Consider the following 19,993-nt stretch of genomic DNA (forward strand, 5'->3'; position numbering starts at 1 on the left):
TTGTATGGCTTCGCAAGGGAACCTAACACGGGTCCAGCCCTCCGTCGGGCCGTGGTTGAGCAGAGTCGCGGGACAGGCCGCGGATTAGAACGATCAGTTGATCAGTTCAGCGCCGGAAGGTCGACCTTGCAGCTGTCCTTGGCCTGGCTGCTGATGTTCTTGTACGCCGTCATCACGGCCCCGGTCTCCTTGCTCAGCTTGGCCAGCTCGACCCGGTCCGAACCGGCCTTCTGCGCCTTCTGCGCGAACGTCACGACGACACCCCAGTCGTCCTTCACGTCCTTCGGCGCGGACTCCTGGAGCTTCTTCGCGTCGTCCAGGATCTTCACGTAGTCGACCGGCTTCTGCGGGTCGACGTCGACCGCCTTCGCGGCGTACTTGGCGAGGTCGACGCAGTACGCCTGCTCGTCGGTGCAGGCGGTCAGCGCGCCGGCGGTGGCGGCCAGGGTCACGAGGGTGGCGAGAGAACGCTTCACCACGCCCACGCTACCGGGAGTGACCTAATCATCCGAAACAAATACGTTCCGCTGCCTGACACCAACTCTGTCGCCGTGGTGCCGGCGGGACGGCGATGCGACGCCGCCCTGCCGGCACCGCGGGCGTCAGTTGCTGCCGGCGCCCGGGAGGTCGATCTTGCAGCTGTCCTTGGCCTGCTTGGTGATCGCGTCCATGGCGGGCTGGATCTTCGAGCCGTCGCTCTTGGCCAGCTCCATCAGCTTGTTCGTGTCGCCCTTGGCGTCCTGGGCCTTCTCGGCGTAGTCGATGACGACCTTCCAGTCGTCCTTCAGGTCGTCCGGCGCCGACTTCGACACCTTCTTCGCCTGGTCCAGCATCTTGCCGACGGCATCGGCGTCCTTGATGTCGAGGTTCTTCGCCGAGTCGACGTAGCCCTTGAGGTTGTCGCAGTAGTTGCCACCCGAGCATGCCGTCAGGGCGCCAACACTCATCGTCACAACGGCCGCGAGGGCTGCCAGCTTCCGCATCGTGTTCCTTTACTGAGTCGCGCGGGAAGACCGTGGCTCCCCGTCCGCCGACACCTTTCCGAACGCCGGGGTCACCGCGAGCTCCGGCACGCCGTGAACAAGATCGCACGGCGCGACTGGAACCGGGTTGTGATGTGCCGCGTCGTCGCGGCCACCGAACGAGATCGCGACCGCGTTCGCCGCGACGATCACCAGGATCGCCACCCAGTCGACGATCGCGAGCCGCTGCTGCAGGACGACGAGTCCGACGAGGGCCGCGAGGACCGGATTGACGCTCATGAAGACCCCGAAGAACTGCGCCGGCACCCGCCGCAACGTCAACAGATCAACGAGGAACGGCACCGCGGACGAAAGCACCCCGGCCACCAAGGCGTACGACGCCGCCGCGAGCGTCGCGGGATGGTGCAGCAGAACGACCACACCGACCGGCACGTAGGCCAGCCCGGACAGCGCGGCCGCGGCGGCCGAACCAGTTGCGCCCGGCAACTCTCGCCCGACCTTCCGGTTGAGGAGGATGTAGAACGCCCAGCACATCGCCGCAACCAGGCCGAGCCCGACACCCAGGTAGTCCGTTGTTGCCTGCGGACGGGTCAACAGCACCACTGCAGGGGCGACCGCGAACGCACACACCAGATCGAGCACGCGCCGTGAGCTCAGCAAAGCAACAGAGAGTGGGCCCAAGAACTCGAGCGTGACCGCGAGCCCCAGGCCGACCCGGTCGATGGCGGTGTACAGGGACAGGTTCATGACCGCGAAGACCAGGGCCAGTCCGATCACCGGCCGCCACTGCCGCGCAGTGATCGATCGCAGCCGCGGGCGGCCGACCGCGAGCAGGACGATCGCGGCGACCCACTGCCGGATCGCCACCACCCCCGCCGGACCGATCACCGGGAACGCGAGCGCCGCCACCGACGCACCGACCTGCGTCGACAGCCCGCTCCCGAGCATCATCGCCACACCGACCAACCGTTCTCGCCTCACACTGACGAGAGTCGACCCGCCGGAGCCCGCGGCAAAATGCAGGCACCCGCCGATCTATACGCTGGAGTCATGGATATCCGGCAGCTTCGGTGCCTGGTGGAGATCGTCGACTCCGGGACGTTCACGGACGCGGCGATCGAGCTCGGGATCTCCCAGGCCGCGGTCTCCCGCAATCTCCTCGCCCTGGAACGGGAACTGGGCGTCCGTCTGCTGCACCGCACCAGCCGATCGCTCACCCCGACCGCCGCCGGCGTCCGGGTGCTCGCGCGAGCGCGGCATGTCCTCGCGGAGCTCGACGAGCTGGTCAGCGAAGCGACCAGCGGCCAGACCCGGCTCCGCGTCGGGCACGCGTGGTCGGCGTTCGGCCGGCACACGACCGAGTTCCTGCGCAGATGGGCCGCAGCGTACCCCGGGATCGAGCTGCAGCTGATCCGTACCAACACGGCTTCCGGTGGCCTCGCGGAAGGGCTGTGCGACCTCGCGGTCGTGCGGGCGCACCTGGAACTGAGCCGGTTCGCCCACGTCCTGCTGACCCAGGAGCCGCGGTACGGCGTGCTGCCGGCCGATGACCCGCTGGCTCGCAAACGTGCGGTCACACTCGATCAGCTCCGGGATCGCACGCTCGTCATCGACCGTCGTACGGGCAGCACGACCGTCGACCTGTGGCCGGAGGACGCGCGGCCGAAGATCGAGCTCACCCACGACGTCGATGACTGGCTGGCCGCGATCTCATCCGGTCGCTGCGTCGGCGTCACCCCGCAGGCCACCACAACGCAGTACCGCCGGGACGGTGTCGTCTATCGGCCGCTGCGTGACGCGCCGCCGGTCGACGTACACCTGATCTGGCATCGCGAGGACCCGCACCCGGCGACCCAGGCGGCCGTCGGGCTGCTGACCGAGCTCTATCAGGAGTCGAGCAGCCCGACCAGCTGACGACGGTCCGGCGCCTTCCACAGCATGTTGCGAACCTGCTCGATGCCGCCGACGGGCCAGCGCTCCAGGAGTCGCCGTACCTCTGGATCCTGGATGTCGGCGGTCAGCGCGCCGATGAAGTCACCCCAGACGACTTTGAACGGCCGGCCGCACATCTGTTCCACGCCGAGCTCTATCGGCGTGGTGATGGCCAGGCGATTGTGCAGCTCGGCGACGCCACGATAGGCCGTCATCAGTGCCTCTTCGCGTTGCTGCCAGGTGTCTGCGCGCAGGACCTCGCGCAGCGGCGGCGCCAGAGCCGGGCCGCCCGACAGCCGGCTGAACGCCGTACCCAACCACTTCGAGTACGGCGCGTACTGCCGCTCGATCAGGAAGCACAACCGCATCAGGTCCTCGACCATCCGCGCACCGATCAACGCCGACCCGAGCTCGTCCCCGACGTAGCCGGCCCGCCCCACCAGGTTCATCTCCGGGTGGACCCGCCACCAGGCGGTGATCATCACATAGCGCCACACATCGTCCGGGTAGTACGCGAGCCGGTCACGGATCGCCTCGAGACCGAGGTCGTCGTGGAAGACCCCGCCGGCCGTGTGCTGCCGGAGAATCGACTCGGGAAATGTCAGCCAGTCCTGCGGGGTGAGGTCGGCGTCGATGTCGAAGGCCAGCTGGTCGGCGAAGTACTGACGGAGGGTGTGCACCTCGACATGCGTCGGACGGCCTTCGAACGTCGTCGGCACCGTCGGCCGTAGTTCGACTCCCTCCGCCACGAACAGCAGGACGCGCGCTTCACAGTTGTGATCGGTCGACATCTCGTCGTCGAAGCCCAGCACCTCCGAGCCGCGACCCATCAACGCCGCACTGTGCGGCACCTCCACCTGCGGCCGAACGACGTTCTCGTAGAACCGCTCGCAAATCCCCAGCCCCGAACCCATGCCGAACAGGATCGCAGATCTCTCAGTAGCCGAGAACCGTCCGGTACGCGTCGTTGGCCCGTCCGGCTGCGTCCTGGAGAGCGGTCGCATCCGGTCCCGCGCCGAGGATCTCGCGGGAGCTGGACGGTACGACGTTGCGGACCGCCGGGCCGAACACCTGGGTCAGACCCTCGGCCGTGCCGCCCTGGGCACCGAGGCCGGGGGCCAGGAGCGGGCCGTTGATGTCGAGGTTCTCGGCGGTCGAACTGATGGTCGCGCCAACGACAGCGCCGAAGGAGCCGAGGTCGTCGGTGCCGGCGTTCAGTTCGCGCAGACCGTCGAGGACTGCGCCGGCGACGGTCGGGCCGTCGGCTGTGCGGGCGGTCTGGAACTGCGGGCCTTCCGGGTTCGACGTCAAGGCCAGCACGAACAGCCCGGCCCCGGACTCGCGCGCCACGTCGATGGCCGGCTGCAGCGAGCCGAACCCGAGGTAGGGGCTGACCGTCAGCGCGTCGCACGCCAGCGGCCCCTTCTCCGCCAGGTACGCCGCCGCGTAGCCGCCCATCGTGCTCCCGATGTCACCGCGCTTCGCGTCGATGATCACCAGTGCGCCGGCGTCCCGCAGCCGGATCGTCGCCTGCTCGAGTACGGCGATGCCCGCCGACCCGAACCGCTCGAAGAACGCGGACTGCGGCTTGAACACCGCGACCCGGTCGGCGAGCGCGTCGACGACGCCGTACGTGAACGAGGCGAGGCCCTCGGCGGTGTCCGGCAGGCCCCACGAGTCCAGCAGGTGCTGGTGTGGGTCGATGCCGACGCAGAGTGGTCCGCGGGCGTCCATGGCGGCCCGCAGCCGCGTCCCGAAAGGCTTGTTGCGCATCTCGCTCCCGAAGGTTTCGTTGCTCATGGCAAGCTCCTGTTGATCTTCCGGATCAGTCCGGGGCCTCGGTAGATCAGGCCGGTGTACACCTGGACGAGACTGGCGCCGGCGTCGAACAGGCGGGTGGCGTCGGAGGGCTCGACGATCCCGCCGACACCGATCACCGGTAGCGCTCCCCCGGTCTCGTTGTGGATATGGGCGACGGTCTTGGCCGCGATCTCTCCCACCGGCCGGCCCGACAGGCCGCCGGTCTCGGCAGCCAGCGGGTGGGACTCGACGCCGGGCCTGGTGATGGTCGTGTTGGTGGCGATGATGCCGGCGATGCCGACCTCGGTGCAGACCTGGAGCAGCTCGTCGATCGCGGACGTGGTGAGGTCCGGCGCGATCTTCACCAGGATCGGTTTCGGCGTCAGACCGGCCGCGGTCAGACCGGCCGCCTCGGACCGCAGTGCGGTGAGCAGGTCGCGGAGGTGGCCCGCGTCCTGCAGCGCGCGCAGTCCCGGCGTGTTCGGCGACGAGACGTTGACCGCGAAATAGTCGCCGTACCGGTAGAGGCGGCGCAGTGAGGTCACGTAGTCCTCGACCGCGTCCTCCAGCGGTGTCACCTTCGACTTGCCGATCGAGATGCCGAGCGGGTAGCCGAGGTCGCCGTACGCCGCCAGCCGGGCCGCCAGCGCCTCGCTGCCGAGGTTGTTGAAGCCCATCCGGTTGATGACCGCCTCGTGCTCGACCAACCGGAACAACCGCGGCCGAGGGTTCCCGGGCTGCGGATGCGCAGTGACCGTGCCGACCTCGACGAAGCCGAACCCGATCGCCGGCCACGCGCGCAGCGCGATCCCGTTCTTGTCCATGCCCGCCGCGAGCCCGACCGGCGACGGGAACCGGATCCCGAAGACCGTCCGTGGTGAGGCCGGACCGAAGACCCGGGCCCCAAGAGCAGGACTGCCCGGGATGCGCCCGAGCAGGCGCATCCCCTTGAGTGTCTGCTCATGGGCGATCTCTGCGTCACCCTTACCCAAGCGATACAGAACAGGTCGCACTACCTGCCTATACACCGCGGATCCTCGGCACCCAGTCCTGCAGGGACCGTACGCCGATGTCCCCGGCGCGCTGCGCCTCGATCCCCTGGACGGCGGCCGCCAGCCCCTGCACCGTGGTGATGCACGGGATGTTCCGCGCCACCGCCGCGCTGCGGATCTCGTACCCGTCGAGCCGGGGCGAACCGCCCTGGGTGATCCCGATCGGTGTGTTGACGATCAGGTTCAGCTCGCCGTCCTGGACCATCTGGACGATCGTCGGCTCGCCGTTCGGGCCGGGGCCCTGGCTGCTCTTGCGCACGGTGACGGCATCGACCCCGTTGCGCCGCAGCACGTCCGCCGTACCTTCGGTCGCGTAGATCTGGAAGCCGAGATCCGCCAGCCGCTTGACCGGGAAGATCATGTGCCGCTTGTCCCGGTTCGCGACCGACACGAACACCTTGCCGTTGATCGGCAGCGGCTGCGAGGCCCCCGCCTGCGACTTCGCGAACGCCGTACCGAAGGTGTCGTCGATGCCCATCACCTCGCCGGTGGACTTCATCTCCGGCCCGAGCACCGTGTCGACCGACGCGCCGTCGATGGTCCGGAACCGGTTGAACGGCATCACCGCTTCCTTCACCGCGATCGGCGTCGAGGTCGGCAGCGTGCCGCCATCGCCCACGGCGGGCAGCAGACCCTCGGTCCGCAGCTCCGAGATGGTTGCCCCGAGCATCACCCTGGCGGCGGCCTTGGCCAGCGGTGTCGCGGTCGCCTTCGACACGAACGGCACCGTCCGCGACGCCCGCGGGTTCGCCTCCAGCACGTAGAGCACATCGCCGGCCAGCGCGTACTGGATGTTGATCAGTCCGCGGACGCCGACGCCGCGCGCGATCGCCTCGGTCGAGGCGCGGAGCTTCTCGATGTCCGCGTTGCCGAGCGTGATCGGCGGCAGCGCGCAGGACGAGTCACCGGAGTGCACCCCCGCCTCTTCGATGTGCTCCATCACGCCGCCGAGGAACAACTCGTCGCCGTCGAACAGCCCGTCCACGTCGATCTCGACCGCGTCGTCCAGGAACCGGTCGATCAGCACCGGGTGCTCCCACGACCCCGAGCCGGCGCTGAGCCGGTCCAGCGCCGCACTCAGCTCGGCCGCGCTGTAGACGATCTCCATCCCGCGGCCACCCAGCACGTACGACGGCCGCACGAGCACCGGGAACCCGATCTCCTCGGCCACCGCCTGCGCCTCGTCCGCGGACCGCGCCGTACCGTGCTTCGGCGCCGGCAGCTGTGCATCCGCGAGCACCTTGCCGAACGCGCCCCGCTCCTCGGCCAGGTGAATGGCTTCCGGCGACGTCCCGACGATCGGTACGCCGGCATCCGCGAGCCGCTGCGCCAACCCGAGCGGCGTCTGCCCGCCGAGCTGCACGATCACGCCCGCGACCGGGCCGGCCTGCATCTCGGCGTACACGATCTCGAGGACGTCCTCGCAGGTGAGCGGCTCGAAGTACAGCCGGTCGGAGGTGTCGTAGTCGGTCGAGACCGTCTCCGGGTTGCAGTTCACCATCACCGTGCAGTAGCCGGCCTCGCGCAGCGCCATCGACGCGTGCACGCAGGAGTAGTCGAACTCGATCCCCTGCCCGATCCGGTTCGGCCCCGAGCCGAGGATCAGCACGGCCGGGGTCTCCCGCGGCGCGACCTCGGTCTCCTCGTCGTACGACGAGTAGTGGTACGGCGTCTCGGCCTTGAACTCGGCCGCGCAGGTGTCGACCGTCTTGTAGACCGGCCGGATCCCGAGCGCCTGCCGCACGCCGCGGACGACGTCCTCGGTCAGCCCGCGGATCTCGGCCAGCTGCAGATCGGAGAACCCGTGCCGCTTGGCCAGCTTGATCACCTCGGGCGTCAGCCGGGGCGCGGCCGCGACCTGCAACGCGGTCTCGTGGAGCAGGTACATCTGGTCCACGAACCACGGGTCGATACGCGTCGCCTCGAAGACCTGCTCCGGCGTCACACCGGCCCGGATCGCGTCCATGATGATCCGCAGCCGGCCGTCCTGCGGCGTCTTGATTGCCTCCAGCAACGGCTCCAGGTCGGTCGCCGGCGAACCTGCCCAGGAGAACCGGGCTTCGGGCTTCTCCAGCGAGCGCAGCGCCTTCTGCAGCGCCTCGGTGTAGTTGCGGCCGATCGCCATCGCCTCGCCGACGCTCTTCATGTGCGTGGTCAGCGTCGCGTCCGCGGCCGGGAACTTCTCGAACGCGAACCGCGGCACCTTCACCACCACGTAGTCCAGCGTCGGCTCGAAGCTGGCCGGGGTCTGCTTGGTGATGTCGTTCGGGATCTCGTCCAACGTGTAGCCGATGGCAACCTTCGCCGCGATCTTCGCGATCGGGAAGCCGGTCGCCTTCGACGCGAGTGCGGACGAGCGGGAGACCCGCGGGTTCATCTCGATCACGATCAGCCGGCCGTCGGCCGGGTCCACCGCGAACTGGATGTTGCAGCCGCCGGTGTCGACGCCGACCTCGCGGATGATGCCGATGGCAAGGTCCCGCATGACCTGGTACTCGCGGTCGGTCAGCGTCATCGCCGGCGCGACCGTGACCGAGTCGCCGGTGTGCACGCCCATCGGGTCGACGTTCTCGATCGAGCAGATGATCACGACGTTGTCGGCCTTGTCGCGCATCACCTCCAGCTCGTACTCCTTCCAGCCGAGGATCGACTCCTCGATCAGGACCTCGGTCGTCGGCGAGGCGTGCAGCCCGGCGCCGGCGATCCGGCGCAGGTCGGCCTCGTCGTACGCCATGCCCGAGCCGACGCCGCCCATGGTGAACGACGGCCGCACCACGAGCGGGTACCCGAGCTCGGCGGCCGCGCCCATCACGTCGTCCAGCGTGTGGCAGATGACCGACCGGGCGACCTCCGCGCCGAGCTTCTCGACGATGTGCTTGAACGACTCCCGGTTCTCGCCGCGCTGGATCGCGTCGACCGACGCGCCGATCAACTCCACGCCGTACTTCTCGAGGACGCCGTTCTCGTGCAGCGCGATCGCCGCGTTCAGCGCGGTCTGCCCGCCGAGCGTCGCGAGCAGCGCGTTCGGCCGCTCCTTCTCGATCACCTTCTCGACGAACTCCGGGGTGATCGGCTCGACGTACGTGGCGTCGGCGAACTCCGGGTCGGTCATGATCGTGGCCGGGTTGGAGTTCACCAGGACGACCCGGAAGCCCTCCTCGCGCAGCACCCGGCAGGCCTGCGTGCCGGAGTAGTCGAACTCGCAGGCCTGACCGATCACGATCGGTCCGGAGCCGATGACCAGCACCGACTCGATGTCTGTACGCCTTGGCATCAGGCCCGCCCCTCCATCAGTTCCATGAACCGGTCGAACAGGTAGGCAGAGTCGTGTGGACCCGCCGCCGCCTCCGGGTGGTACTGCACCGAGAAGGCCAGCACCCGACCGTCCTTACCGGTGAGCTTCAGCCCCTCGACCACGTTGTCGTTCAAGGACACATGCGACACCTCGGCCGTGCCGTACGGCGTCTCGACCGTCCCCTCGAGCGGCGCGTCGACCGCGAACCCGTGGTTCTGCGCGGTGATCTCGACCTTCCCGGTCGCTCGGTCGAGCACCGGCTGGTTGATGCCGCGGTGCCCGTACTTCAGCTTGAACGTTCCCAGTCCGAGCGCCCGCCCGAACACCTGGTTGCCGAAGCAGATCCCGAAGTACGGCTTGCCGCGCTGCAGCAGCTCCTTGAGCAGCGTGGTCGGGTGCTCGGTGGTCTCCGGGTCGCCCGGGCCGTTGCTCATGAAGATGCCGTCCGGGTTCACCGCGAGGACGTCGTCCAGCGACGCGGTGGCCGGCAGCACATGCACCTCGATGCCGCGCTCGGCCATCCGCTTCGGCGTCATCGACTTGATCCCGAGGTCGAGCGCGACCACGGTGAACCTGCGTTCGCCGATCGCCGGTACGACGTACGTCTCGGCGGTGGTCACCTCGTCGGCAAGGTCGGCACCGGCCATCGGCGGCTGCTCCAGGACCTTCGCCAGCAGCGCGGCCGGGTCGAGGATCTCGGTGGAGATCCCGGCCCGCATCGCGCCGCGTTCGCGCAGGTGCCGCGTCAGTGCGCGGGTGTCGATGCCGGAGATCCCGACGATCCCCTGGCTCTTCAGCTGGTCGTCCAGGGACCTGCGGGCGCGCCAGTTGGACGGCACGCGGGCCGGGTCGCGGACGACGTACCCGGCGACCCAGATCCGCTGCGACTCGTCGTCCTCGTCGTTGACGCCGGTGTTGCCGATGTGCGGCGCGGTCTGGGTGACGATCTGGCGGTGGTACGACGGGTCGGTCAGCGTCTCCTGGTAGCCGGTCATGCCGGTGGTGAACACCGCCTCGCCGTAGGTCTCGCCGGTCGCCCCGTACGACGTGCCGGCGAACGACCGCCCGTCCTCGAGGACCAGCAGCGCCGGATGTGATGCGGGCTGGCTCATCTTTGCTCGGCTCCGATCAGTGTTGCGATGGATTCGGTCAGGGCGGCGGTGTCGGCCTTGCGACGCGGGCGGAACCCGGTGTCGAGCTCGCGGCCGTCGTGGGTCCAGGTGACCACGACCAGGCCGGACTTCTCCGCGGTCACCTTGCCGGCGATGCCACGGTCGGTCCGGACGGAGGTCAGCTGGTCCACGGGGATGAACACGTCCGCCGCGCCCTGCCGGTGGAAGATCAGGCCGGCCTCACTGACGGCCAGGTCCGCGATACTGCGGACGCCCAGTTCGTGCACGGCGATCCGGTCCATCCAGTCGCCGGCGCTCGTCGTCGCGACGTACACGCCCTCGACGCCGCGGGGTTTGCCCTCATCAGGCGCCGCGGGCAGCGGCGCGAGGTCGGACTGCCGGGACTGACGGTTCCGCCAGCCCCGGTACATGCCGAAGTAGGCCGCTGCCAGCACCAGCAGCGTGCCCAGAATGCCCAGGAAGGCCTTCACCGGGTCAGCTCACCGTCCAGGACGGTCGGCACACCGCGCAGGAACGTCGCGACCACCTTGCCCGGCAGCGTCATCCCCTCGAACGGCGTGTTCCGCGACAGCGACACCGACTCGGTCGGTGCGACGGTCCGCTCGACCCTGGGGTCGTACAGGACGACGTTCGCCGGCGCACCCACTTCGAGCGGACGGCCGTGCTCCGAGATCTGGCCGATCGCGGCCGGCCGGTAGCTCATCCGGTCGGCGACCTCGGACCAGGTCAGCAGCCCGGTGTCGATCATCGCGTGCTGTACGACGCTGAGCGCGGTCTCGAGCCCGATCATGCCGGGCGCGGCCGCACTCCACTCGCAGTCCTTGTCCTCCACCGGGTGCGGCGCGTGGTCGGTGGCGACGATGTCGATCGTGCCGTCGGCCAGACCCTCGCGGACCGCCTCGACATCCTCCTTGGTGCGCAGCGGCGGGTTCACCTTGTACACCGGGTTGTAGGAGGCGGCCAGGTCCTCGGTCAGCAGCAGGTGGTGCGGGGTGACCTCGGCGGTGACCTCGAGCCCGCGGCGCTTGGCGGCGCGGACGATCTCCACCGAGCCCTTGGTGGACAGGTGGCAGATGTGCAGCTTCGACCCGACGTGCGCGTTGAGCAGGATGTCGCGGGCGATGATCGCCTCCTCGGCGACACTCGGCCAGCCGGTCAGTCCGAGCACGCCGGACAGCGCGCCCTCGTTCATCTGCGCGCCCTGGGTCAGCCGCGGCTCCTGCGCGTGCTGGGCGATCACACCGTCGAACGCCTTCACGTACTCGAGTGCGCGCCGCATCAACGCCGCGTCCCACACGCAGTCGCCGTCGTCGGAGAACACCCGGACCCGGGCCGCCGAGTCCGCCATCGCGCCGAGCTCCGCGAGCTGCGTGCCCTTCCGGCCGACGGTGACCGCGCCGATCGGGTACACGTCGGCGTACCCGGCGTCGCGGCCGAGGCGCCAGACCTGCTCGACGACGCCGGCGGTGTCCGCGACCGGGTCGGTGTTGGCCATCGCGAACACCGCGGTGAACCCGCCCCTGGCCGCCGCCCGGGTGCCGGTCAGCACGGTCTCGGCGTCCTCCCGGCCGGGCTCGCGCAGGTGCGTGTGCAGGTCGACCAGCCCGGGCAGCGCGACCAGGCCGGCTGCATCGATCCTCGTCGTACCGTCCGGGGCCGGGACGTTGGTGCCGACGGCAACGATCTCGCCGTTGTCGATCAGCAGGTCCGCCACCTCACCGCCGACGATCTCGGCTCCGGTGATCAGGTACGCGCTCACGCGGTTTGCTCCTCTTCGTTGCTTCCAGATAGCAGCAGGTACAGGACGGCCATGCGGATCGCCACGCCGTTGGTGACCTGCTCGACGATCACCGAGCGGGTCGAGTCGGCGACCTCGGCGCTGATCTCCATGCCGCGGTTCATCGGTCCCGGGTGCATCACGATCGTGTCGTCCGGCAGCTGCGCCATCCGGTGCACGTCGAGCCCGTACCGGCGGGTGTACTCGCGGGCGCTCGGGAAGAACGCGTCGTTCATCCGCTCCCGCTGCACCCGCAGCATCATCACCGCGTCGGTCTTCGGCAGCGTGCCGTCCAGGTCGTACGACGTCGCGCACGGCCAGCTGGTCATGTCGACCGGCAGCAGCGTCGGCGGCGCGACCACGGTCACCTCGGCGCCGAGCGTCGAGAGCAGCAGCACGTTCGACCGGGCGACCCGCGAGTGCAGGACGTCGCCGACGATCGTGATCCGGCGCCCGTCGAGCGAGCCGAGGTGCCGGCGCATCGTGAACGCGTCGAGCAGGGCCTGCGTCGGATGCTCGTGCGTGCCGTCACCGGCGTTCACCACCGAGCCGGTCATCCAGCCGGACTTCGCCAGCAGATGCGGCGCGCCGGACGAGCCGTGCCGGCAGACTACACCGTCCGCGCCCATCGCCTGCAGCGTCAGCGCGGTGTCCTTCAGGCTCTCGCCCTTGCTCACGCTCGAGCCCTTGGCGGAGAAGTTGATCACGTCCGCCGACAGCCGCTTGGCGGCCGCCTCGAACGAGATCCGGGTCCGGGTCGAGTCCTCGAAGAACAGATTGACCACGGTCCGCCCGCGCAGCGCGGGCAGCTTCTTGATCGGGCGGTCGGCCAGCGACCGCATCTCCTCGGCGGTGTCGAGGATCAGGTTGGCCTCGTCGCGGCTCAGGTCCCCCGCACTCAACAGGTGCTTCATCAGCCCTTCGCCCCCTTGTCGGCGATCAGTACGGCGTCTTCCCCGTCGAGCTCGGTGAGGTGCACGGTGACGCGCTCCACCAGCGAGGTCGGCAGGTTCTTGCCGACGTAGTCGGCGCGGATCGGCAGCTCGCGGTGGCCGCGATCGACCAGCACGGCGAGCTGGACCGCGCGCGGGCGGCCGATGTCGCCGAGCGCGTCGAGGGCCGCGCGGATCGTCCGGCCGGAGAACAGCACGTCGTCGACCAGGACGACGACCTTGCCGTCGATCCCGTCGGCGGGGATGTCGGTGTGCTCGAGGCCACGGGGTGGTTTGAGACCGATATCGTCGCGGTACATGGTCACGTCGAGTGACCCTGTCGGCACGCTCTGCCCCTCGACGGCCTGGATGCGGGCCGAGACGCGCTGCGCCAGCGGGACTCCGCGGGTGGGAATGCCGAGCAGGACGACCGGGTCGGCGCCGCGGTTCCGCTCGAGAATCTCGTGGGCGATCCGGGTCAGTGCCCGGGAAATGTCGGAAGCGTCGAGAACTTCGCGACCACTGTGCTGCGGCGGCTGCGTGAACTCGGGTTGCTCTGCGCTCTGGGCAGGGCTCATCGCTACCGTTCCTCCTTTCCCGCCTCTCTGGACGGGTCTTTAAAGGACGTTCGGACCGCTTGACATGGTATCGGATGTGACACGCCGTCTTGACGCTGGCCTCTGACCCAGAATATTGTTACTCTGTGTAATCGAGGGGGGTTTCACCTTTCGGCCCGTTCCCTGCGGGCCGGACATGACGAAACTAGTCGGAGGGAAGACCAGCGTGCCTAGCGAATACGCGAAGACACTGGGTGGCAAGCTACGCGCCATCCGCCAGCAGCAAGGGCTGTCGCTGCATGGTGTGGAAGAGAAGTCCAAGGGTCGCTGGAAGGCGGTCGTCGTCGGCTCTTACGAGCGTGGCGATCGAGCCGTCACGGTCCAGAAGCTCGCGGAGCTCGCCGATTTCTACGGCGTGCCCATCCGTGAACTGCTCCCTGGTTCCGCCAGCGCGGCCGCAGCAGCTGCCGCTCCGCCCCGGTTGATCCTCGACCTGGAGGCTCTGCAACACCTCGACGCGAGCGAGGCGGGTCCGCTGACGCGGTACGCCGCCACGATCCAGGCTCAGCGTGGGGACTACAACGGAAAGGTGCTGTCGATCCGGCAGGACGACATGCGGACGCTCGCCGTGATCTACGACGAGTCGCCGACGACGCTGACCGAGCGTTTCATCTCCTGGGGCGTGCTGAACCCGGAGGCGAAGGGCGAGGTCGAGGAATCGTCCGAGGCAGCCGGCGCCTGACGCACAGCGTCTGACGAAGGCATCAGACGGTCGGGGCTTGTAGCAGCTGGCCCGCGGCCGCCCGCCTTCTTCAGCTGACCGAACAGAGCAACACAACGCAAGAAGCGGCAGGTAACACCTCACCAGCCGCGTACGGGGACGCATTGGCGGCCCGGGACCGTACCGAGACGGTCACCGGGCCAGACACAAAGAGGACTCGGAGAGGGCTCGCCCCCCTCGTCCTCACCGCCCAGATTTCTTCAGACGCCCAGCGTGGGCTTCAGCTGCAGCAGTCTCGCCAGCAGCCCGTTCACGAAGGTCGGCGACTCGTCCGTCGACAGATCCCGCGCCAGCGCGACCGCCTCGCTCACCGCGACCACGTCCGGCACCTGGTCGTCGAACAGCAGCTCGTAGGCGCCGATCCGCAGGACGTTCCGGTCGACGGCCGGCATCCGGTCCAGCGTCCAGCCCACCGAGTGGGTCTCGAGGAGGTCGTCGATCTGCTCGATGTGCTTCGCGACACCTTCGACCAGCGCCACGGTGAACTCGTTCACCGGCGGGTCGTTGTCGGCTACCCGGTCGGCCAGGGTGCCGCCGACCGGCAGCCCCCTGACCTCGGACTCGAACAGCACGTCGAGTGCGCGCTTGCGGGCCTTGCTACGGGCAGACATCTTCTGTTGTCGACTCTCTGCGGGATCAGGAGGTGACGCGGCCGAGGTAGTCCCCGGTCCGGGTGTCCACCTTGACCTTCTCACCAGTGGTCAGGAACAGCGGGACCTGGATGTCGTAACCGGTCTCCAGCTTGGCCGGCTTGGTGCCGCCGCTGGAGCGGTCGCCCTGCAGACCCGGCTCGGTGTACTCGACCGTGAGCTCGACCGAGGCGGGGAGCTCGACGTACAGCGGGAGGTCGTCGTGCACCGCGACGATCGCGTCCTGGTTCTCCAGCAGGAAGTGGACGGAGTCACCGACCACCTCGGGCTGCAGGTTGAGCTGCTCGTACGTCGACTTGTCCATGAAGACGTACGCCGTGCCGTCGTTGTACAGGTACGTCATGTCGCGCTTGTCGACCGTGGCCACCTCGACCTTGACGTCGGCGTTGAAGGTCTTGTCGACCACCTTGCCGGACAGCACGTTCTTGAGCTTCGTCCGGACGATGGCGCCGCCCTTGCCCGGCTTGTGATGCTGGAACCAGACAACGGACCAGAGCTGTCCGTCCAGGTCGAGCACCATGCCGTTCTTGAGGTCGTTCGTCGTTGCCACGCGGGTATGCCCTTCGAATTCGATCAGCGGTAACACCGGATTGTAGCGGTCACACACCGCTTCTTCCGATTCCGCGCACCCGGTGGGCCGTAGGCTGGGAGTCCAGACCGTGCACGGGAGGAGGCCGGCGATGACCGGATTCATCATCTTCGTCGTGGTCATGATCGTCGTGAGCCTGATCAACAAGGCCAAGCAGCAGTCCACCCGCGGCAAGAACGGCCGGCCCAGTCCGCGCGTGCAGGCGTTGATCGAGAAGATCCAGGCCCAGCAGGGCGGTAACCAGCCGACCCAGTTCCAGGGTCAGTACACGCAGGCGGCCGGCCAGGGCGGTCCGCCGCAGGCGCCGCTCCAGAGCCAGCAGTCCACCTTCCCGGCGCAGACCGGGAGCGCGCCCGGCAGCCAGCAGGTCGCGGCCGCGCTCCAGCAGATCATGCAGAACGGCCGGCAGCCGCGCCATCTGGGCGAGCGGTCGTCCCCGGGTCAGCCGTCGCAGCTGCCCGGCGGCTCGACGCAGCACCCGCCGACCGGGATGTACCAGCCGCCGGCCCAGTTCCAGCCGGTGCAGTACAACCCGATTCCGTACCAGCCGCCGGGGCATCGTCCGCCGCAGAACCAGCTGCCGACGTCGAACCAGGACCTGGACGCCAAGGTCCGCGAGCTGATGAACGCGGGCAACGAGGTCGGCGCGATCCGGCTGCTGGGCGAGCAGCGCGAGCTGGGGATCCTCGAGGCACAGCGGTACGCGCGCTCGCTCGTCGCACCCACGACGGCTCCCCGCGACACCGACGATTTCGAGCCGGACGAGGACGACGGCCGGTACGTCGGTTCGGCCGCGTTCGCCGAATCGATCTTCAACCTGGACGACCGCGAGGAGAACGTCTGGGCCAGCGGCTGGGTCGACAAGCCCGAGCCGGAGGACCGGTCCGACATCGACGAGCTCTGGCAGACCGTCCGCAACGCACCACGGCCCGGGACCACTCCCAGCTAGGTCCCGGCTAGTCGCGTTTGTCGCCGAGCGATTCCAGCAAGGTGCGGAGCAGGCCGGCCAGCTGATCGCGCTCCGCGGCCGACAGACCGGAGAGCAGCTGGGACTCGGTGTCGACGTGGGTCGGCAGCACCATGTCGATCAACTCGAGCCCCTTGGCCGTCAGCGTCACCTGCACGCCCCGACCGTCGGTCTCGCTGGGCGCGCGGGTCACCAGACCGCGGGTCTCCAGCCGATCCAGCCGCTGGCTGATCGCTCCTGACGTCACCATCGACGAGTGCATCAGCCCGGCCGGCGTCAGGCTGTGCTCCGGGCTGCTCCGCCGCAGCGTCGCCAGGACGTCGAAGGACGCGCGGTCCAGGTCGTGCTTGGCGAAGTTCCGCCGCAGCTCGGCGTCGAAGAGCACGCTGAGCCGGCTCAGCCGGCCGATGACCCCCATCGGCGACGCGTCCAGGTCGGGCCGGCGCGCCCGCCACTGCTCGAGCACCAGGTCGACGTGATCTGCCATCGGCCCAGCTTACTGCCGAATTGCTTAGCGCTGAGGGATTGCAAGTAGCTTAGCGCTGAGATACTTTATCTTAGTGCTAAGCAATCGAGTCTCTCTTCTTCTGGTCACGGCGATCACGCCGCTGCTGTGGGGTACGACCTACTTGGTCACCACCGAGTTCCTGCCGCCGCATCGACCGCTGCTGGCCGCACTGCTGCGGTCACTGCCGGCCGGTCTCCTGCTGATTGCCATCACCCGGGTGCTGCCGCGCGGCAGTTGGTGGTGGCGTTCATTGGTCCTCGGCACACTCAACATCGGTGCCTTCAACGCACTGCTCTTCGTCGGCGCGTACCGGCTACCAGGCGGCGTGGCCGCGACAGTCGGTGCGATTCAGCCACTACTAGTCGCAGTACTGTCGGCCGGACTGCTGCGGCAGCGCCTGTCTCTGCGCACTGTTCTCACAGCCATCGCCGGAGTGTTCGGCGTCGGCCTTCTGGTACTGCGCGCGACCGCGCACCTCGACATGTTGGGCGTACTCGCGGCTGTCGGCGGTGCGATCGTGATGGCGTTCGGCGTCGTACTCAGCAAGCGCTGGACGTCACCAGCTCCCCTACTGGCCACGACGGGATGGCAACTGGTCGCCGGCGGACTAGTACTGCTTCCAGTGGCCTTCATAGTCGAAGGCGCGCTACCGGACTTCACACTGCGGAACCTCGCGGGCTACTCCTACCTCGCACTGTTCGGATCCGCAGTCGCGTATGCACTGTGGTTCCGGGGACTACGCGAACTCGCTCCGACCGAGGTGACGTTCCTGGGACTGCTCAGCCCGGTGATGGCGACGACACTCGGCTGGCTGGTGCTGGACCAGCACCTGTCGGCTTGGCAGGCCATCGGCGGGGTGATCGTGCTCGGAGCCCTCGTGACTGCCCAGGTACGACGGAAGGTCCGGCCAACGCCCGCCGCCGAAGCCCCTGTCCTCGTCACAGCCGGGGAGCGGTGACATGCGGATCCTGGTCTGGGGTGCAGCCGGCGCCGTCGGCAGTCGTGTCACCCAAGAGGCAGCTGCTCGGGGCCACCACGTCACACCCGTCGGCCGCTCCGGCCTGGTCCGGGGCGACGCCGCCGACCCGGGCGACGTCGCTCGGCTGAGCGCCGGGCACGACGTGGTGATCAGTGCGACCCGACCGCGTCCGGGCGACGAAGGAGAGCTCGTTGCCGCGGCCAAAGGTTTGCTCATCGGCCTCCGCGGCAGCGGCGTGCGGCTGATCCTGGTCGGCGGCGCGGCCAGTCTGATCGTGCCTGGGACAGAGGTGCTGCTGGTCGACTCCCCCGACTTCCCGGTGGAGCTGCGCCCGATCGCCCTGGCCTGCAACGAGCAGTACGACGTCGTGCGCGCAGCCAGCGGTTCGGACTGGACGTACGTGAGCCCACCGGCGCTGCTCGAGCCCGGCGCGCGGACCGGGCGCTACCGGAAGGGCTACGACCATCTGATCACCGACGCGGACGGCAGCTCGGCGATTTCGATGGAGGACTTCGCGGTCGCACTCGTCGACGAAGCCGAGCGAGCGGAGCACGTCCGGCAGCGCATCACGGTCGGGTACTAGGCCGGCCGGCCCTCGCATCGCGCGAGGGCCGGCCGGATTTCAGATCAGACCCTCGCGCAGCGCGTACGCGACGGCATGTGAGCGGTTCTTCAGCTGCAGCCGGCTGGTCACGTCGTGCAGGACATTCTTCACCGTGCGCTCCGAGTAGGACAGCTCACGCGCGATCTCCTGCGTGTCTTTGCCGTCGGCCACCAGACGCAGCACCTGCGTCTCGCGATCGGACAGCCCGGTGTGGGACAGCCCGCGCGGCGCGAGCACATGCCGCTGCATCCGCGACACCTGTCCCAGCAACCGGCCCAGGAGATCCGGGGGCAGGCTGCCGTCCCCGGCAGCGGCAGCCTGCACCAGGTGCACGATCCGGTCAGCGGTCGCCTCGGTACGGCGCAGTACGCCGGACACCCCCAGCTCGACCGCGGTCATCAGCGCGTCGTCGTCGATCGTGCTGCCGATCAGCACGGTCCGGCGGCACCCGCGCTGGGTTGCAGCCCGCAGTACCTGGACGGCCCCGGCGTCCAGCGAGTCGATGGCGATCAACGCAACCACTGGCGGGGTGGTGCGCTGGTCCCCAGACAGCCCTGACAGCCCGGGCATCACCGCGGCCAGATCCGTGTCGTTGATCAGGCTGATCTCCGGACGCTGCCGGAGCGCGTGCACCAGCCCGAACTGCGACAGCGGGTCCAGCGCCTTCACCCAGACCGGAATGCGGTGGTGCCCATTCGTACTCGTCATACCTGTCACTCCCCCAGAGCGTTGTTGAGCGGAACGGATCGAATCCGTAGTCACACGAACCCCCCAAGTCGTCGATTTCCTCCCGATCGCGCGTCCGGCCGGCCGGCCTTTCGGACCGGTGACAGCCGGTGTCACGACCCAACGCCTAGCGTGAGGCACCGGCGTTTCACCGGCGTCTCACCCCGGTCTCTTGGCCGGGAGCTTGCGAACTGTGCCCGCAGGGCGGGTGGAATCTGCCCACAACCACCTGATGCCCGAAAGGGCAGTTTGGTTATGAGCCAGGCCGGTGAGCCTGGTTATCAGTCCAGGCTGGTGAGCGCGCGGAGCGCGAGCCGGTACGAGTCCAGGCCGAAGCCGGCGATGGTCCCGGTCGCCACCCCGGCGACGACGCTGGTGTGCCGGAACTCCTCGCGGGTGGCCGGGTTGGTGAGGTGGATCTCGATCAACGGCGCCGTCCGCTGCGCGATCGCGTCGCGCAAGGCATACGAGTAGTGCGTGAAGGCGGCCGGGTTGAGTACGACGGGGGTCCGGCCGTCGGCGGCCTCGTGCAGCCAGCCGACCAGCTCCGCCTCGTCGTCGGTCTGCCGCACCTCGACCTCGAAGCCGAGCTCGGCGCCGGTCTTCTCGCACACCCCGACCAGCTCGGCGAACGTCGTCGTGCCGTACTTCTCCGGCTCGCGGGACCCCAGGCGCCCGAGGTTCGGACCGTTCAGCACCAGCACCCGCCTGCTCACATCCGTCACAAC

The 19,993-nt window shown here is 68.8% G+C and carries 22 protein-coding genes; 5 read left to right on the forward strand and 17 right to left on the reverse strand.

The window, feature by feature from the left end; all coding sequences use genetic code 11:
• Positions 1-101: 101 nt before the first annotated feature.
• From OHA18_RS39930 to OHA18_RS39940, 3 genes are all read right to left on the reverse strand, one after another.
• Positions 102-476: a hypothetical protein gene (locus tag OHA18_RS39930; RefSeq protein ID WP_329000602.1), complete on the reverse strand. Its 375-nt coding sequence runs from the start codon at positions 474-476 to the stop codon at positions 102-104.
• 126 nt (positions 477-602) lie between these two features.
• On the reverse strand, positions 603-983 hold the full coding sequence (locus tag OHA18_RS39935) for a hypothetical protein (protein WP_329000603.1): 381 nt from the start codon (positions 981-983) through the stop codon (positions 603-605).
• Positions 984-992: 9 nt separating this feature from the next.
• Positions 993-1,964 carry an EamA family transporter gene (locus OHA18_RS39940; protein WP_329000604.1) on the reverse strand — a complete coding sequence of 324 codons (972 nt, stop codon included), beginning with the start codon at positions 1,962-1,964 and terminating at the stop codon, positions 993-995.
• A gap of 69 nt (positions 1,965-2,033) precedes the next feature.
• On the opposite strand from OHA18_RS39940, the gene OHA18_RS39945 reads away from it, so the two are divergent.
• Positions 2,034-2,897, forward strand: coding sequence for a LysR family transcriptional regulator (locus OHA18_RS39945; RefSeq protein WP_329000605.1), 864 nt, complete (start codon positions 2,034-2,036; stop codon positions 2,895-2,897).
• Here the strand turns inward: OHA18_RS39945 and OHA18_RS39950 are convergent.
• From OHA18_RS39950 to pyrR, 9 genes are read right to left on the reverse strand one after another with little or no spacing between them, the layout of a single operon-like run.
• Complete coding sequence (locus OHA18_RS39950; protein WP_329000606.1) at positions 2,870-3,829, reverse strand: DUF4037 domain-containing protein; 960 nt, start codon at positions 3,827-3,829, stop codon at positions 2,870-2,872. The two genes, OHA18_RS39945 and OHA18_RS39950, sit on opposite strands and share 28 nt — an antisense overlap.
• Before the next feature lie 22 nt (positions 3,830-3,851).
• Positions 3,852-4,715: an orotidine-5'-phosphate decarboxylase gene (pyrF, locus tag OHA18_RS39955; RefSeq protein WP_329000607.1), complete on the reverse strand. Its 864-nt coding sequence runs from the start codon at positions 4,713-4,715 to the stop codon at positions 3,852-3,854.
• Positions 4,712-5,743 (reverse strand): quinone-dependent dihydroorotate dehydrogenase, encoded by a 1,032-nt coding sequence (locus OHA18_RS39960; RefSeq protein ID WP_329000608.1) that lies wholly within the window; start codon positions 5,741-5,743, stop codon positions 4,712-4,714. The genes pyrF and OHA18_RS39960 overlap by 4 nt, the downstream gene beginning before the upstream one ends.
• Positions 5,736-9,041 carry a carbamoyl-phosphate synthase large subunit gene (gene carB / locus OHA18_RS39965; RefSeq protein WP_329000609.1) on the reverse strand — a complete coding sequence of 1,102 codons (3,306 nt, stop codon included), beginning with the start codon at positions 9,039-9,041 and terminating at the stop codon, positions 5,736-5,738. The genes OHA18_RS39960 and carB overlap by 8 nt, the downstream gene beginning before the upstream one ends.
• Positions 9,041-10,174, reverse strand: coding sequence for a glutamine-hydrolyzing carbamoyl-phosphate synthase small subunit (carA, locus tag OHA18_RS39970; RefSeq protein ID WP_329000610.1), 1,134 nt, complete (start codon positions 10,172-10,174; stop codon positions 9,041-9,043). Before carA ends, carB begins: the two co-directional genes overlap by 1 nt.
• Positions 10,171-10,665 carry a PH-like domain-containing protein gene (locus OHA18_RS39975; RefSeq protein ID WP_329000611.1) on the reverse strand — a complete coding sequence of 165 codons (495 nt, stop codon included), beginning with the start codon at positions 10,663-10,665 and terminating at the stop codon, positions 10,171-10,173. The genes carA and OHA18_RS39975 overlap by 4 nt, the downstream gene beginning before the upstream one ends.
• Positions 10,662-11,954: a dihydroorotase gene (locus OHA18_RS39980; protein WP_329000612.1), complete on the reverse strand. Its 1,293-nt coding sequence runs from the start codon at positions 11,952-11,954 to the stop codon at positions 10,662-10,664. The genes OHA18_RS39975 and OHA18_RS39980 overlap by 4 nt, the downstream gene beginning before the upstream one ends.
• Positions 11,951-12,886, reverse strand: a complete 936-nt coding sequence (locus tag OHA18_RS39985) for an aspartate carbamoyltransferase catalytic subunit (protein ID WP_329000613.1) — start codon at positions 12,884-12,886, stop codon at positions 11,951-11,953. Before OHA18_RS39985 ends, OHA18_RS39980 begins: the two co-directional genes overlap by 4 nt.
• Entirely contained in the window at positions 12,886-13,482 is a 597-nt protein-coding gene (gene pyrR, locus OHA18_RS39990; protein ID WP_329000614.1) for a bifunctional pyr operon transcriptional regulator/uracil phosphoribosyltransferase PyrR, read from the reverse strand. Before pyrR ends, OHA18_RS39985 begins: the two co-directional genes overlap by 1 nt.
• A 205-nt stretch (positions 13,483-13,687) precedes the next feature.
• Here pyrR and bldD point away from each other — a divergent pair, with 205 nt between their 5' ends.
• Positions 13,688-14,203, forward strand: a complete 516-nt coding sequence (gene bldD, locus OHA18_RS39995) for a transcriptional regulator BldD (RefSeq protein ID WP_130449595.1) — start codon at positions 13,688-13,690, stop codon at positions 14,201-14,203.
• 239 nt (positions 14,204-14,442) lie between these two features.
• Here the strand turns inward: bldD and nusB are convergent, their stop codons facing one another.
• Positions 14,443-14,853 carry a transcription antitermination factor NusB gene (nusB, locus tag OHA18_RS40000; protein WP_329000615.1) on the reverse strand — a complete coding sequence of 137 codons (411 nt, stop codon included), beginning with the start codon at positions 14,851-14,853 and terminating at the stop codon, positions 14,443-14,445.
• A 25-nt stretch (positions 14,854-14,878) separates the two neighbouring features.
• Positions 14,879-15,442 (reverse strand): elongation factor P, encoded by a 564-nt coding sequence (gene efp / locus OHA18_RS40005; RefSeq protein WP_329000616.1) that lies wholly within the window; start codon positions 15,440-15,442, stop codon positions 14,879-14,881.
• Positions 15,443-15,572: 130 nt separating this feature from the next.
• On the opposite strand from efp, the gene OHA18_RS40010 reads away from it, so the two are divergent.
• Positions 15,573-16,430: a hypothetical protein gene (locus OHA18_RS40010; RefSeq protein WP_329000617.1), complete on the forward strand. Its 858-nt coding sequence runs from the start codon at positions 15,573-15,575 to the stop codon at positions 16,428-16,430.
• Positions 16,431-16,437: 7 nt separating this feature from the next.
• Here the strand turns inward: OHA18_RS40010 and OHA18_RS40015 are convergent, their stop codons facing one another.
• On the reverse strand, positions 16,438-16,935 hold the full coding sequence (locus OHA18_RS40015; RefSeq protein WP_329000618.1) for a MarR family winged helix-turn-helix transcriptional regulator: 498 nt from the start codon (positions 16,933-16,935) through the stop codon (positions 16,438-16,440).
• Positions 16,936-17,008: 73 nt separating this feature from the next.
• Here OHA18_RS40015 and OHA18_RS40020 point away from each other — a divergent pair, with 73 nt between their 5' ends.
• Positions 17,009-17,914, forward strand: coding sequence for an EamA family transporter (locus OHA18_RS40020; RefSeq protein ID WP_329000619.1), 906 nt, complete (start codon positions 17,009-17,011; stop codon positions 17,912-17,914).
• A gap of 1 nt (position 17,915) precedes the next feature.
• On the forward strand, positions 17,916-18,518 hold the full coding sequence (locus tag OHA18_RS40025; protein WP_329000620.1) for an NAD(P)-dependent oxidoreductase: 603 nt from the start codon (positions 17,916-17,918) through the stop codon (positions 18,516-18,518).
• 39 nt (positions 18,519-18,557) lie between these two features.
• On the opposite strand, the gene OHA18_RS40030 is transcribed toward OHA18_RS40025, so the two are convergent.
• The gene (locus OHA18_RS40030) at positions 18,558-19,247 is read right to left on the reverse strand and encodes a response regulator transcription factor (protein WP_329000621.1); all 690 of its coding nucleotides are present in this window, start codon (positions 19,245-19,247) and stop codon (positions 18,558-18,560) included.
• A 299-nt stretch (positions 19,248-19,546) separates the two neighbouring features.
• Positions 19,547-19,981, reverse strand: coding sequence for a type II 3-dehydroquinate dehydratase (gene aroQ / locus OHA18_RS40035; protein ID WP_329006206.1), 435 nt, complete (start codon positions 19,979-19,981; stop codon positions 19,547-19,549).
• Positions 19,982-19,993: the final 12 nt, after the last annotated feature.

This window comes from Kribbella sp. NBC_00709 (assembly GCF_036226565.1).
Taxonomy (GTDB): Bacteria; Actinomycetota; Actinomycetes; order Propionibacteriales; family Kribbellaceae; genus Kribbella.